The following is a 15,009-nucleotide window of genomic DNA, read 5'->3' as shown; positions in this document are numbered from 1 at the left end:
TAAATTTTTAATTTTATTTGACGAAAAATATAAACCTCTGTACACATTCCGGTATTCATCATTTAGCTCAACCTGTTTGAATATTGAGCGTATCTTAAATCAAGAAAACTGAGACATTGATCAGATTTTTTCTAATCAATGCCCCAGTTTTTAGACTTACATAAATTTATTTTTTCTTAGTTTACAGAAACTGTTTGGTTTTCAGCCAATAAGTTGCCACTTCCATCATAGAAATTCATTGTCACTTGATCATCAGCTTTGATTAGGTCTGGCTTCACATAATAACTGATTGCCCCATCCTTAAAACTTCCACCTTTACTGATCAGTTTACCATTGACAAACAAGTGTCCTTGGTGGACCTGGGTATCAGAACCATAGGCTCCTTTGATCGTTTGTGTGCCAAGTTTATAAGTCAATTCGTTGATTTCAGCTGTTGGTGTTTGAATAGTGACATCAATCTCTGATCCTGGAATTTGCTGTCCTCGATTGTTGGCACCCATCAAGACTACTTGATTATCTTCTGACACTTTAAGGTTTCCTACATAATAACTGAACTTGCCATCTTTGAAGCTACCGCCTTGACTAACTTTTTCGCCATTGACCAACAAGATTCCTTGGTAAACATCGCCTGTGTAGTTTCCTTCGATCACTGTACTGATTCCCACACGATGGGCTTCTGTTAATTGACCCAGTTGTTCTCCTATAGTCACTGGTTGTGGGTCCCCTAGTGGTGTATCGAATTTATCATAGCCTTGAATCGTTGCTTGATCCCCTGCTTTGATGATTTGAGAGTTCACATAATAGCTAAGCTTACCATCTTTATAGGTTCCGCCCCAGCTGATTACTTCCCCATTCACTACTAGTTTTCCTTTATGGATATCCCCCGTATAAGTTCCAGTAATGGTTGAATCACCTAGCTTATAAGTGTCCACCTGATCAATTGATCCTGAAGATTCGGAAATCACTTCAATCTCTTTTGAATCTATCAATTCCTTCTCTTTGTTGTAGCCATCTAATACGACTTTGTCGCCGACTTTTAATTTTCCAACACCGACATAATAGCTGAATTGACCATCTTTGAAGCTACCGCCCCAGCTAACAACTTTACCATTAACGGTTAATCGGCCGAGAGACATATCCCCTGTGTTCCAGTGATATTGACATCTCCTACATGATATTCTTGTGGTTTCAACTCACTTTTCACTAGTTCTGCCACATAAGTTCCTGCCGTTAAATCCCCAGTTCCGTAATTTGTCATAAAGTCAGCAGGTGAATAGCCTTTGGACTGACCATCTTCACGAATCCAATTTCCTGTCAGCTGATCTCCATCGTTCAGTGCTTTCGGTGCTGATAAACCAGTGTCTCCAATCGCTTTAAAGTGATCGCCTAGTGTTAATTTAGCAAGAGGTGTATTCTTAAACATACTTCTCATCGTTGTTACTTTGCTAGTGTCAAAGCTACTTACATCTAGACTTGTTACGCTGCTTATATTGTAAAACATATTCTCCATAGTTGTTACATTACTGGTATCAAAACCACTTACATCTAAACTTGTTACGCTACTCAGACCATAAAACATAGATTGCATAGCTGTTACGTTGCTGGTATCCAGTTGACTTAACCCTTCGATTTCAGTTACATTCATAAGGTTACCTTTACTGAGACTTCCAGTAAATAATAAATTAGCATTTTCTGGAGCAACTACTTTTCCAGACAAGACAATTTTCTTGATGGCTTTAATATCTACTTTGTCGCTGTTCCATGGTGATTCTTCATAGCCACTTAACTCACCTGCTTCGATCGTCAATGTCCCTGTGTTTTTATCAAAATTATACGGACTGGTACCCCACCATCCTGTAGCAGAAACGTACGTGCCAGCAGTCAAATCACCAGTGCCATAGTTTTTCATGAAATCTTCTGCTGTATAAGCCTTACCTTTGCCATCTTCTCTCTTCCAAGCAGAAGTAAGAGCTCCTTGTCCATTTACAAATTTGAATGTATCTCCTAGAATTAATTTCTTAAGTGGAGTATCAGCAAACATATCCTTCATAGTTGTTACGTTACTAGTATCAAAAACACTTAAATCTAGACTTGTTACGCTGCTCATGCCTTTAAACATAAAATCCATATCTTTTACGTTACTGGTATTAAAGTTACTTACATCTAAACTTGTTAAGTTACTCATACCGGAAAACATATAATACATCTTCGTTACATTACTAGTATCAAAACCACTTACATCTAAACTTGTTACGCTACTCATACCGGAAAACATAGAATGCATATCTGTTACATTACTGGTATCAAAACCACTTACATCTAAACTTGTTACGCTACTCATACCGCTAAACATGAAGTCCATAGATGTTACGTTGCTGGTATCCAGTTGACTTAACCCTTCGATTTCAGTCACATTCTTAAGGTCACCGTTACCAGAAAATAATAACCTAGCATTTTCTGGAGCAACTATTTTTCCAGACAAGACAATTTTCTTGATGGCTTTAGCATCTACTTTTTCGTTTGCGTACCATGGTGATTCTTTATAGCCACTTAACTCACCTGTTCCGATCGTCAATACTCCTGTGTTTTCATCAAAAGTATACGGACTGGTACCCCATGTGCCTGTTTCAACGGAAACATACGTGCCAGCAGTCAAATCACCAGTGCCATAGTTTTTCATGAAATCTGCTGCTGTATAAGCCTTTCCTTTGCCATCTTCTCTCTTCCAAGCAGAAGTAAGAGCTCCTTGTCCTCCTACAAATTTAAAGGTATCTCCTAGAATTAATTTCTTAAGTGGAGTATTATAAAACATATTAGCCGTATCTGTTACGTTGCTCGCATCAAAGCTACTTATATCTAAACTTGTTACGCTACCCATACCGCTAAACATATTACCCATATCTGTTACTTTACTGGTATCAAAACCACTTACATCTAAACTTGTTACGCTGCTCATACCGTCAAACATACCAAGCATATCTGTTACGTTACTGGTATCAAAGCCACTTACATCTAGACTTGTTATGCTACTCATACCTTTAAACATTTTCCACATATCTGTTACGTTACTGGTATCCAGTTGACTTAACCCTTCGATTTCAGTTACATTCGTAGGTTTTTCAGCCCCGGTATTTCCACTAAATAATAACCTAGAATTTTCTGGAGCAACTACTTTTCCAGACAAGACAATTTTCTTGATTGCTTTAGCATCTACTTTTTTGTTTTCGAACCATGGCGATTCTTTATAGCCACTTAATTCGCCTGCTCCGATTGTCAATACTCCTGTGTTTTCATCAAACGTATACGAGCTGGTACCCCATGTGCCAGTTATCTTAGAAGCTGCTGCCACGTTCGATTTTTGCGCTACTTTTGGCGCTTCAGCTGTTGGATTAGTTGCATCCCCTTCACTTTCGGCAGTCGCTGCTGTTGCTTGCTCTTGTTCTGTTGCTTGGTCTTGGGTGTCATCCGTTGTTTCATCGGTTGGTGCTAATGAATCACTAGCTGTAGTGGTTGAATCCGTTGTGTTTACTAACGGATCTGTGACGTTTTGTATCGTTTGATCGATGACTTCTTTTGCTTCATTCGCCTGTGTTTGTTCAGTAGAAGTTTCGGCTGTTGGTGTCAAAGTATCCGCTAATGCCATCGTTGGTGCGATCCCAGTATTTCCCATCACACCAGCCACCGCAAACATCGTTAATAGCTGTTTTTTACGTTTTGCTGTTAATTTTTTCTTACTCATATTTACTCCTTTTTTGCTCTTATTTTTGATCATTACTTTCTCGTCAATACCACTTCATCAGCTTTAGGTGTTTCCCCTGTTTTCAATTGATGTCTCTTTCCAATGTCCATTTTGTTACCGAAGCTGACAAAATCGTATTAATCATCTCCCCTGTAGCGTTTATTTTACTTGTTCTAAGCAAGCATAAACGCTCAATATTCCCAATTAATATTCTTGAATTTTGAGCGTTTACCATAACGTTTTTTTGTATATATTTCTTTCATTGATCGAGGAAATCAATCAAGCTTCTTCTACTACTTATCATCTGAAGAAATATTTCACCTACATGTTACGCTTTATGTAAAGGTTAATAGGTGAAAGAAAAAAGAGAGTAGAACAATAGTCAGAAAAAAATCTGATTATTGCCCCGCTCTCTTTTTTATTACATTTTTAAAGCTACTTTCAAATGTTGTTTGCTATAATTAAAAAAAGGCCTTTAAGGAGAACTAAATAATGCTTTTAATTAAATTTATGTTTACTTTAATATATTATGGTAGTTTTATTTATACAGTCTACAAAGTCAGGCAGATCCAACAGGAGTATTCAGATATCATGGCTCTATATAAACAAGAAAGAGAGCGTACTTTTCCAAACCTAACTGAACAAGAACAAAAGAAACGAAAAAAAGCAATCTCACAATATTATGAAAAAAAGGATCCTTCTTTTGCTCTAAAAAGAAAATTTTCATTTATCATTTATGTTATTGTCTTTTTTATTTTGGAACGTGTTATTCGCTGCTTTTTCCCTATTGAAGACGTTCCTAAAAATTTGAATTATATAATTCCCTATTTGGGAATAGCCCTTACTATCAGTGCTGTTACAGGTTTTTACTTAATTAAATCCAAAAAAAAGGAACGCGAAATATTTAAACAGTATTTAATAGACCATCCCAAAAACGAATTACAATTTGTTTGGGTTTCAGAAAAACTTCAGGCAAGTTTTATGCAAAATACAAATAAAAGATTTATAGTCCATCTTACACTAGGTCTATTAATGATATTGTATCCTCTTTTTTCTTAGATGAGAGCATACATTAAATGGTTATTGCTTCCATCATATTCTTTGATTTGCAATACTCAATTTTAACATTACTTAATCGATTTTTTCATGATTCTTTCTTCTTATCTCACATTTGTTTTTAGACAAAATAAAAACGACCTTAATCCAATAACTCATGGATTAAGGGTCGAATGTTTTCCCACTAGCTGATAGTCCATTAAAAATTCAAATTTCTTTCAAAATATCTCGTGTAAAATTTTATCTGCAACCGATTCATCGTTTTTTTCAAAACAGTTGCTCATAAGGACATCAGTAATTTGTCAAACTCATGAAAGTTTTTTTACTTTAGAAACAAAGATCATGCTCAGTTACTATTGGCTCATCGTTTACCAATTTTTTGCTCTTGATCTTTTATTTACTGGATCAACAGTGCGATCGCTTGATAAGGCCTTAGGGTCACTTCCTCTTGGATAAGAGTATTGGCATAATTGCTGATAAGCGGTTGGGCACTAACAAATTCTTCTGGGATCGTTATGGTCGTTTCATTTTCGTAAAAATTAGTTAAAACCAATAATTTTTGTCCGTCTAATTGTCTTAAATAACCGTATACTTGAGGATGATCGGGTTCATAAGCTTGATAGTCCCCTGATGCGATTACAGGATATTGTTTTCGCAATTGAATCAATTTTTTGTAGTATGCGAAAATCGATTGTTCAGATGTACGTTCTTGTTCTACATTGATGACCTCATGATTTGCTGCTAAACCTAACCAAGGTGTTCCTGTGGTAAAGCCAGCTGTTTCATCGCTTGTCCATTGCATCGGTGTCCGAGCGTTATCTCTGGATTTCGCCTTGATTCGCCGAAAAGCTTCTTCTTCCGAGAAGGATTGGTTCAGCATTTCTTGGTAAGCATTTAAACTTTCTACATCGACGTAATCATCGATATGCTGAAAGTCTGGATCGATCATCCCAATTTCTTCCCCCATATAAATATAAGGCGTCCCACGATTCAAATGGATCATCGTCGCTAACATTTTAGCCCCTTCTGTGCGGTATTTATCAATTGCTACAAAGCGGTTGAGGGCTCTTGGCTGGTCATGGTTATTTAAGAACAACGCATTCCAGCCATTTCCTTTACTCATCGCTTCGCCCCATGTATGAAACAGACTTTTTAAAGCTTCAAAATCAAAAGGTGGCGTACTCCATTTGTTTCCATTTTCGTAATCAACCTTCAAATGATGAAAATTGAACACCATCGAAAGCTCATTCCGACTTGGTTCCGTATACAAAATACAATTTTCAATCGTCGTTGAACTCATTTCTCCAACTGTGATGATTTCTGGATCTTGACCAAAAGTTTCCCGATTTAATCGTTGAAGATACGTATGAGTAATCGGCTTGTCAGTATATTCTGCTTTTCCTTGGTTCTCTGCATTATTTTTGAGTTCTTCATCTTTCCCGATCACGTTGATTACATCAAAGCGAAAGCCTTTGACCCCTTTAGACATCCAAAAACGAACAACTTTGAACAACTCTGTTTGCACTGCTTCATTTCGCCAATTTAAATCTGCTTGTGTTTGATCATAGAGATGTAAATAATACTTACCCGTATCTCCAAAAGGCGCCCATGCATTACCACCAAATTTAGATACCCAATCGGTTGGCTCATCTCTTAGAATAAAAAAATCTTGGTAAAAACGATCGCCAGCTAAAGCTTTTTGAAACCATTCGTGTTCTATTGAGACATGGTTTAAAACCATATCAAGCATAATCTCTATATTATAGCTCTTTGCTTGTGTGACTAGTTCTTCAAATTCTTCCATCGTTCCAAATAGTGGATCAATCGCTACATAATCAGAAATATCATAGCCATTATCTTTTTGTGGACTCGGATAAATGGGGTTCAACCAAATCATATCGACCCCTAGTTCATGCAGATAAGGTAATTTTTCTTTGATCCCTTTTAAATCGCCAATCCCGTCACCATTACTATCACGATAAGATTTAGGATAAATTTGATAAACTACTTTCTCATTAAACGACATCCTCATTCGCCTCCAATCAGCTATTATTCCAACTTATATATACAAGTTTACAAATCCTATTATAAAGGAAAAGGAAGCGTTTATCAAGGACAGAGCTAAGTCCTCTAATAGGAAGACCTCACCCATTATAAACTGTCGCACATCCAACAAATTGGCATAACAAAACCTGCGTATTATTTTCCCTATACCAAATTTTCTTTTCATCAACCAGTTACTTAATAAAAAAACTTCTTGCAAAAGTCTACTCAACTTTTAGCAAGAAGCTTTTTTTATTCGTTTGATTTCAAAGCATCAATCATATTGATATTTTTCAGCTTGAAGTGGGTCGCTATCATAACGATAACTGTAAATTCAATAGTCAAAACAGCAGAAAGAGCATATGCTTTCCAAGTGATCACTAAGGGGAAGATCACCGTCTCCATTGAAGCCTGTTGTAAAATAAAGTCAGTTAGGACGTAGCCGATGCCAAATCCACCTACAATACCAACTAAAGTAAAAATAATATTCTCCCTCACAATATACATCGTTACTTCTTTATCAAAAAAGCCTAGTACTTTGATCGTTGATAATTCCCGCACTCGTTCAGAAATATTGATATTGGTTAAATTATACAACACGATAAACGCTAACAGCCCTGATAAAACGACAAAAATCACAACGATTGAATCGAGGTTCGCAAGTGATTCTTCTTGGGTTTCCATTTGTTTCGAAACAAATGATGTATTTGTTACTGCATTGGTTCCCAATAGCTTTTCTGACAAAGCATTCTCTTGTTTTTTAGACATTGGGTCAGCTTGAACTAAATAAGCATTTGTAGAAGCTTCGTTTCCTGATACTTTTTGATAATAGGCAGGGCTCATATAAACAAAGTTTCCTAAATAGTTTTGAGCAATGGCTTTCACCGTAACCGATAACTCTTTTTGGTCATCCGTGTACAATGAAAGGCGGTCTCCTTCAGATACATCAAACAGTTGGGCAGCTTTTTGTGTGAGGACGATTCCTGAATCATTCAACTCCATGTTACGTCCTTTTAATGAGATCAAGTGAATAAACGGTGATAGACCTTTTGACGTTTCCGGTATGATCATCGTAACGCTTTGAGTCGCTTGTCCTTGTTGCCGAAGCTCGATCGTTTGCATGTTTACTGCTAGCAAATCAGTAATTTTCGGATCGGATTCTAACTGTTCCTTTGCTTTTGTTTCACTGTTTTCTGTTTCTCCATCTAAAGTGACAATTGCTTGGTAATTCGTAATTGGGCCAAATTGTTTATCAGAAACAGAGCTTAAAGAGTCTTTCAATCCTACGCCTGCTACCATTAAACCAGCACAACCAGCAATCCCAACGATTGCCATAAACATTCTGGATTTATAACGGAACAGATTTCGATAACTGATTTTCTGATTAAAGCTTAATCTTGACCACAGTGGTGTGATATATTCCAATAATATTCTTTTGCCTGGTTTTGGCGCTTTGGGTTGTAATAAAGCTGCCGGTCTTTCTCTTAAATCTTTGAATAAGACAATCATCGCTGCACCAAATGCAGCGATAAAAAACGCCACTGCCGCTTGTAAAATCGGAGACCAATCATAAAAAATGACTGCTGATCCGATATCATAGCGTTCATTCGATAGTTCAAAAATAATTCTTGGTAATAGATTGGTTCCTAAGACGGTTCCTAAAATAATTCCTAGACCAGAAGCTAAACTTGCATAAATAGCATATTTTTTTGCAATTTCAAGTTTAGTATAGCCTAATGCTTTCAACGTACCGATTTCTCGTCGGTTTTCTTCGACCATCCGTGTCATCGTCGTAAAAGTGATCAATGCTGCAATAAAGAAGAAGAAAACAGGAAAAACATTAGCAATGGCTGCGATCCGTTCAGCTAAATCACCAAATTCTTGAAAGCCCACATTATCGGAACGCTCTTGGAAACGATAGGTTGGTTTTTCCAAACGATTGATCTTTTCTTCATTTTCGGTAATTTGGGCCTGTGCATCATTCAGTTTTTCTTGTTGTTCAGCGACTTGCTTTTCTTGCTCAGCTAGCTGTGCTTCTTGCGTAGCTAGTTCATTAGTTGCTACTGTTCGTTGTACTTCAGGCAATTGTTCGAGCATTGAACGTTGTTGCTCTAGTTGGGCTCTGGCAGCTGCCAATTGACTTTGTGCCAGACTAATTTGTTCTTGACCAGCACTCACCTTTTCTTTTTCTGGTTGTAAAGACTCCTTAGCTTGTTCCCTTAGTTCAGTTAAACGTGCAGCTGGTCGATCTTGGAAAAGTTTCTCCACGCTTTTTTGGTTTTGTGCCATTTTGTCCCGATATTCTTTACTATAAGTATCAAAGGATGAAACATTTTTAAACGTTAAGTAAATAACCGATTGAATGTCTGTGTTAAATTCTGTTTCAGGTAAATAAACAAAATAATCGATTGTGCCGTTCCCGACATTGGCAAAACCACGTTCTAAATTATTGATGAAAAGTGGCGATCGTACAAATCCAACAATTTGATAGTCTTTCTTTTTCACGTTGTCAGAATCGATCGTATACGTTTCGCCTATTTTATAGCCTAGACTTTTTGCTTTTTCATCTAGTACGAGTTCGTCTTTATTCTTTGGTAAATGCCCATCTACTACTTCTAAAAGGTTTTGTTTATTTGATTTTTTATAAGAAAAGACTTGCACAACTTCGTTTTTACTTGAGCTGGAATAATAAAATTGTTTTCCCGTTTCCAGTTGTGCATCAGGGATTTTTTCGACTCTAGTTACGTCTTGTTCCGTTAAACCACCAGTTGAAATGATTTGTAAATCCGATAGATTGCCTTTTTCAACATAGTGATCCATCGTTTTTTGCATAACCGGCCCCGCCGTTTTAACGCCTACGAATAACAAGGTCCCTAGCAAAATGATCAATACAATGGCAATAAATCTGCCTTTCGATTGTTTGATTTCTCTAGCACTTGCTTTAAGATATGTTTTTGTTTTCATAGCCCCTCCTTACCACACAATCTCATCAATGGTTGAAGGATGATCGTTTGTTTCAATCGAACGGACTTTCGCATCGTTGATATGGATGACACGATCAGCAATCGGTGCTAAGGCAGAATTATGAGTAATGATCAACACCGTATTTCCATGTTCTCTACTCGCATTTTGTAATAACTTCAACACCTGTTTCCCTGTTTCAAAATCCAACGCACCTGTTGGTTCATCACATAGAAGTAATTTCGGATTTTTTGCTAATGCTCGAGCAATGGAAACACGCTGCTGTTCTCCTCCTGAAAGCTGTGAAGGAAAATTGTCCAGCCGATGTGCCAAACCTACTTGTGTCAATACCTCCACTGGATCTAACGCATCTGGTGAAACTTCTGTTGCCAACTCGACATTTTCTTTTGCTGTTAAATTCGGTACCAAATTATAAAATTGAAATACAAATCCGACATCTGTTCGACGATAGGCGGTCAATTGTTTATCGTTGAACTGAGCGATGTCTGTCTGATCAATGATGATTTGCCCTTCATCTGGCTTATCCATCCCGCCTAATATATTAAGAACTGTTGACTTCCCTGCACCACTTGGACCAAGTATAATGACTAGTTCTCCTTTTTTGATCGCAAATGATATATTATCATTTGCGGTAATCGTTGTTTCTCCCATTTTGTACCGTTTACATTCGTTGATTACTTCTACATAGCTCATCCTTCTTCTCTCATCTCCATCTCTTTACGAATAAAGTCGCTACTTTTTATTTTACCATTGAAATGAATCAGACTAAAGATTTGATAGACGATTCATTGACAAATACAGAAATTATGTTTTACTTACATGGAAAACGATCTATTTATTGAAAGAAGGAAAACCCATGACTACTACAAAATCACCTATTCCACTCGAATTAGCAAAAACAGCTTTTTTACCGATCGATCTCCAAAAAGGAATTGTGAATTCTGGGCAATTATTCCCTTATGATGCAACCACATCCTCTCAAACAATCAACTGATTGCTGAGCAGTTAAAGCATACACCTGCTTGGAATATACTAGTCAATGTCGATATTACCAGCTTTCAGTATTTGAGTGCTAAAAATGACCGAGCACAAGCAGGTGCTTTTTATACCCCCCCTAAAGAATTTACTGATTTATTACTTGAACCTACCACCAAAGGAACACAAAACACACTCACGATCACTAAACATAATCCAAGTGCTTTTTTTGGAACGTCTTTAGATGCCCAACTTCGTCGAAGAAAGATCGATACGCTCATTCTTTCAGGTGTAGCAACTTCAAACGGTGTCTATGCCACCGCTTTAGATGCTTTTCAACATGGTTACCATGTTATTGTTATCGAAGATGGTTGTAGTGATCGAGATCTAGATCTTCATACGCTCTTTTTTGAAAAAATGTTTCCAAAAACAGCACGAGTGCGTACAACCAAAGAAATCCTTCAAGCAATCGAAGAAGCCAGATAAAGGAACCAAACACGCCTTGTTTTTCATTTACATTGCTGGTTTTCCATGGGAAAATAAAAGTAACCGTTAGATAGGAGTATCAGAATGAAGAAAAAGAAAATAACGATTAAAGACGTGGCAAAACATTCTGGTGTTTCCATTGCCACTGTTTCATTGATTTTAAATGGTAATGAAGAAAAATTCAGCGCTAAAACAGTTGAAAAAGTGCTTGCTTCAAAAGACATTCTCGGCTATCAACCTGACTATGTCGCTCGCCAAATGATTACGAAAGAAACAAAAACGATTGGTGTCCTCGTGCCGGATATCACCAACCCTTTTTTTAATACGCTAATGCGTGGAATTGAAGATGTGTTATACAAACAAAACTTCGTGACGATTTTATGTAACGCTGATTCTGACCATCAAAAAGAAATTGAGTATTTAGCCGAATTAGCACGACGAGGCGTCGATGGGTTTATCATAGCTACTTCCGCTGTTTCGACTACAGCAATCAATGAAAATCTCAAGAAACAAAATCGACCTTTTATTGTGTTGGATCAAAAAAAGGCTGAAGGATTTAGTGATGCGATCAGCACAGATGATTTTCGTGGAGGATACTTGGCTGGTACACACTTACTTCATTTAGGTCACCAATCCATTGCGCTCGTTTATCCACAAAATCCCCCTGAAAACGTCTATCGTAGGATCGAGGGTTTTAAACATGCACTAGATTTTTATCAGCTCTCGCACGACAATTTATTGTTACTACCTACTCATTTTTCTAAAAATGGTGGGTACCAGGTCGTTCCAACGATTCTTAATTCCTCTGCGACCGCAATCTTTGCCTTAAACGACGAGCTCGCTTTTGGTATTTATCGTGGGTTGGAAGAACATGGAAAGAAAATCCCCGAAGATTATAGTGTGATTGGATACGATAATGTGGATATGTGTGAATATGTCAAACCAAAATTAACGACGATCGCTCAACCAATTTTTGAATTAGGACAATCTGCTGCTCAATTATTATTAGCCCGTATCCAGTCGCCTGAAAAAGAATGGAGCGAAAAATTATTACCAGTAGAATTGAAAAAAAGAGCTTCAACTAAGCGTGTAAGTAGCATTTGTGAATAAATTATGAAGAAAAAAATAAAACATGATGAAGTATTTTTGTGTTTTATTTTTTTTTTGTTTTTTACGGTCGTTATTTTTACAAATATTTTGTAGAAATCTATCTCCTTTGGTACAATTTAAGTAGTATGACCATTTCCCCCAAATTTGTTCTCCCCCAACAAATTAATGGCATGCAGAATAATTAAAATATTAAAGCGAAGCGACTTATTAGAAAAAAGAATCGTAGCTTATTAATCAAAAAAATCAGATCTTTGTTATGTATTAACAACAGTTGCATGAGCATAGAGACTCGTCACAAGCAAAAAGAAAAGGAGTACCGCATATGAACAAAAATAAAGCAATACGCCTACTTGCTGCATCTTGGCTGATTGCTCCAACGATTTTATCGACTCAAGCTGTTTTTGCAACAGAAAACCAACCAACAACTACAAGTAGCTCACTTGTTTCGGGAAGTGATTCTGTAACTTCAACAGCATCAAGTACAGACACAACTGAATCGTCCACCACAGATTCATCAGCCACAACTGGCTCAACGGGTGAATCATCAACCACTGATTCATCAACGACTGAAACAGGTGAATCAACTGAGAAACCTGCGGAAGAAGTTGCGACACATACACTGACAGTTAATCCTGAATTACTGGGGAAAATTAAGCTGTTTGTTATCAGTAGCGCCCCTCGAGAAGAAAAAGAGTTGACCATCCAACCTAATGGCACGGTCAGTGGGTTGAAAGAAGGAACGAAAGTGTTCTATGAAATCACCCCTCCTAAAGGTGAAAAATTACTTTCTTTCCAAGTAAATGGTGCCCAAGAAGTGAATTATCAAAAAAGATTCTTTGTCGTTGGTGTAATGGATCTATCATTGACTGCTTCATTCAACACACCAACTGTTCCATCTGAAGACTCTTCTACTCAGGATACGACTAATTCAGCTGGAAATACGCAAGATTCTTCTCAAACGACAAAACCTAATGATACAACGAAACCTAGCACAGATAAAAATAAACCAACTGATAGTTCAAAAGAACAATCGAAACCGTCAACGTCAACCAGTAACGATTCAGTTGTTTCAGCGAATACCAATAATTCTTCCAATCACCAAACAAATGACAAAAATAAAGGTCAACAGTCAGGAATTGAAAATCCTGTAGACGGGTCCTCCGATTTTGTCAGCAAAACACCGATTGAAACAACTTTACCAACAAACACGACAGCAGTTCAAAAAGAAATCGTGAAAGAAGCCTATAAATATTTAGGCAGACCCTACGTTTGGGGAGCAAAAGGACCAAGTACATTTGACTGTTCGGGTTTAGCTTATTATGTTTACATGAAAGCCACTGGTCATTATATCGGTGGATGGACAGGTGAACAACAATACGCTGGAACACAGATTCCAGTAGATCAAGCACAACCAGGTGACTTAGTATTCTGGGGACCTTCCTCAGGTGTCACTCACCACGTTGGGATTTATATTGGTAATGGACAATTTATTCATGCCCCTCAACCAGGTGACAAAGTTCGGATTACTTCAATTGCTGATTTCAGACCAGATTTTGCAGTACGTGTCAATATCGCAGGTCTACCAAGCGTGACTGACCAACTGAAAAACCAGTCGATTTTAGATGGTTTAAATGATTCATTCAACTTTACAAAAAATCAAACAACGGATCAGTTTTTGAAAAAAATTGCTACAAGCGCGCAAGAAATTGGTCAAAAAGAAGGCATTTACGCTTCTGTTATGATGGCTCAAGCGATTTTAGAAAGTGGTTCTGGCAATAGTTTGTTGGCAAGTGAACCAAACTATAATCTGTTTGGCATAAAAGGAACTTATGAAGGAAAAAGTGTTTTGTTCAATACTTTGGAACAAGACAGCAACGGTGCAAATTACCAAATCCATGCAACCTTCCGTAAATACCCTTCTTATAAAGAAAGCTTAGAAGACTATGCGAAATTGATCAAAGGCGGGTTGTCCAATAACAAAGATTTCTACAAACCAACTTGGAAATCTGAAGCCAAAAGTTATAAAGAGGCAACGAAGTATCTGGAAGGCCGCTATGCTACAGATAAACAATACGCCAAAAAATTGAATGCGATCATTGAATCGTATGATTTAACTAAATACGATGAACCGAAAAAAGAAGATAATAAAGAAACCAAAGTTAAAAACGTTTCAAAACCTTTGGTAGTACCTGTGTCTTGGGATAAAAATGAGATGTCGCTAGTTGACGTAGACACTTGGTCTTTAAAAACAATTACGAAAAAACCAGAATATCTTTCTACAATGAAAACACCAAATTACTGGGAATTGTACTTGCAACTATCTGCCAGAGAAATTCCAAAAACGACTGTCATTAAAGTCAAAGCCGATACCATTCCTTTATTGAAAAACTTAGCGATCATCCATCCATCGTGGAGTAGATTAACTTAAAAAAAGCTATGACAGAAGTGTCTAGCTCTGAAAACAAGCCGGAGAAGAGGTTGAGACAAGTTTTGTCTCAGTCTCTTCTCCGGCTTATTCATGTTTAGAGTGAACGTGTGATATCTCAGATGTTTCTTGTTTTAGCGTACACAAAAAGCACACAACCTTGTAAGATTCAAGTAACGAACAAAAATCAAAG

At 37.3% G+C, this 15,009-nt stretch carries 8 protein-coding genes and 1 pseudogene; 4 read left to right on the top strand and 5 right to left on the bottom strand.

Annotation, left to right across the window (positions count from 1 at the left end):
* Positions 1–176: 176 nt before the first annotated feature.
* Together AB3H90_RS08360 and AB3H90_RS08355 are read right to left on the bottom strand one after the other, a co-directional pair.
* Positions 177–1,136: an immunoglobulin-like domain-containing protein gene (locus AB3H90_RS08360; RefSeq protein ID WP_368016539.1), complete on the bottom strand. Its 960-nt coding sequence runs from the start codon at positions 1,134–1,136 to the stop codon at positions 177–179.
* Positions 1,118–3,739, bottom strand: coding sequence for a BspA family leucine-rich repeat surface protein (locus AB3H90_RS08355; RefSeq protein ID WP_368016538.1), 2,622 nt, complete (start codon positions 3,737–3,739; stop codon positions 1,118–1,120). The genes AB3H90_RS08360 and AB3H90_RS08355 overlap by 19 nt, the downstream gene beginning before the upstream one ends.
* Positions 3,740–4,330: 591 nt before the next feature.
* On the opposite strand from AB3H90_RS08355, the gene AB3H90_RS08350 reads away from it, so the two are divergent.
* Positions 4,331–4,798: a hypothetical protein gene (locus tag AB3H90_RS08350; protein ID WP_256736188.1), complete on the top strand. Its 468-nt coding sequence runs from the start codon at positions 4,331–4,333 to the stop codon at positions 4,796–4,798.
* Positions 4,799–5,192: 394 nt separating this feature from the next.
* Here AB3H90_RS08350 and treC read toward each other — a convergent pair whose 3' ends face one another.
* The 3 genes from treC to AB3H90_RS08335 all read right to left on the bottom strand — a co-directional run bounded on the left by treC (position 5,193) and on the right by AB3H90_RS08335 (position 10,513).
* Positions 5,193–6,821, bottom strand: a complete 1,629-nt coding sequence (treC, locus tag AB3H90_RS08345; protein ID WP_088745382.1) for an alpha,alpha-phosphotrehalase — start codon at positions 6,819–6,821, stop codon at positions 5,193–5,195.
* Positions 6,822–7,090: 269 nt separating this feature from the next.
* Positions 7,091–9,802, bottom strand: coding sequence for an FtsX-like permease family protein (locus tag AB3H90_RS08340; protein ID WP_368016537.1), 2,712 nt, complete (start codon positions 9,800–9,802; stop codon positions 7,091–7,093).
* Positions 9,803–9,811: 9 nt separating this feature from the next.
* Positions 9,812–10,513: an ABC transporter ATP-binding protein gene (locus AB3H90_RS08335; protein ID WP_010720230.1), complete on the bottom strand. Its 702-nt coding sequence runs from the start codon at positions 10,511–10,513 to the stop codon at positions 9,812–9,814.
* 163 nt (positions 10,514–10,676) lie between these two features.
* On the opposite strand from AB3H90_RS08335, the pseudogene AB3H90_RS08330 reads away from it, so the two are divergent.
* The 3 genes and pseudogenes from AB3H90_RS08330 to AB3H90_RS08320 all read left to right on the top strand — a co-directional run bounded on the left by AB3H90_RS08330 (position 10,677) and on the right by AB3H90_RS08320 (position 14,819).
* A pseudogene (locus tag AB3H90_RS08330) lies at positions 10,677–11,281 on the top strand (cysteine hydrolase).
* An 84-nt stretch (positions 11,282–11,365) separates the two neighbouring features.
* Positions 11,366–12,391 (top strand): ribose utilization transcriptional repressor RbsR, encoded by a 1,026-nt coding sequence (locus AB3H90_RS08325; RefSeq protein ID WP_010720232.1) that lies wholly within the window; start codon positions 11,366–11,368, stop codon positions 12,389–12,391.
* Positions 12,392–12,713: 322 nt separating this feature from the next.
* The gene (locus tag AB3H90_RS08320; RefSeq protein ID WP_368016536.1) at positions 12,714–14,819 is read left to right on the top strand and encodes a glucosaminidase domain-containing protein; all 2,106 of its coding nucleotides are present in this window, start codon (positions 12,714–12,716) and stop codon (positions 14,817–14,819) included.
* The last annotated feature ends 190 nt before the right edge of the window (positions 14,820–15,009 follow it).

The sequence above is a fragment of the Enterococcus sp. C63 genome, from assembly GCF_040887215.1.
Taxonomy (GTDB): domain Bacteria; phylum Bacillota; class Bacilli; order Lactobacillales; family Enterococcaceae; genus Enterococcus_B; species Enterococcus_B hirae.
The sequence above is the reverse complement of the archived record's forward strand: the minus strand, read 5'-3'. Positions and strand labels throughout refer to the sequence as shown.

Bases quoted from the DNA above. Each gene is read 5' to 3' on its own strand.
- AB3H90_RS08335 (WP_010720230.1), bottom strand. From the start codon at position 10,513: ATGAGCTATGTAGAAGTAATCAACGAATGTAAACGGTACAAAATGGGA.
- AB3H90_RS08320 (WP_368016536.1), top strand. From the start codon at position 12,714: ATGAACAAAAATAAAGCAATACGCCTACTTGCTGCATCTTGGCTGATT.
- AB3H90_RS08340 (WP_368016537.1), bottom strand. From the start codon at position 9,802: ATGAAAACAAAAACATATCTTAAAGCAAGTGCTAGAGAAATCAAACAA.
- AB3H90_RS08350 (WP_256736188.1), top strand. From the start codon at position 4,331: ATGGCTCTATATAAACAAGAAAGAGAGCGTACTTTTCCAAACCTAACT.
- treC (WP_088745382.1), bottom strand. From the start codon at position 6,821: ATGTCGTTTAATGAGAAAGTAGTTTATCAAATTTATCCTAAATCTTAT.
- AB3H90_RS08360 (WP_368016539.1), bottom strand. From the start codon at position 1,136: ATGTCTCTCGGCCGATTAACCGTTAATGGTAAAGTTGTTAGCTGGGGC.
- AB3H90_RS08325 (WP_010720232.1), top strand. From the start codon at position 11,366: ATGAAGAAAAAGAAAATAACGATTAAAGACGTGGCAAAACATTCTGGT.
- AB3H90_RS08355 (WP_368016538.1), bottom strand. From the start codon at position 3,739: ATGAGTAAGAAAAAATTAACAGCAAAACGTAAAAAACAGCTATTAACG.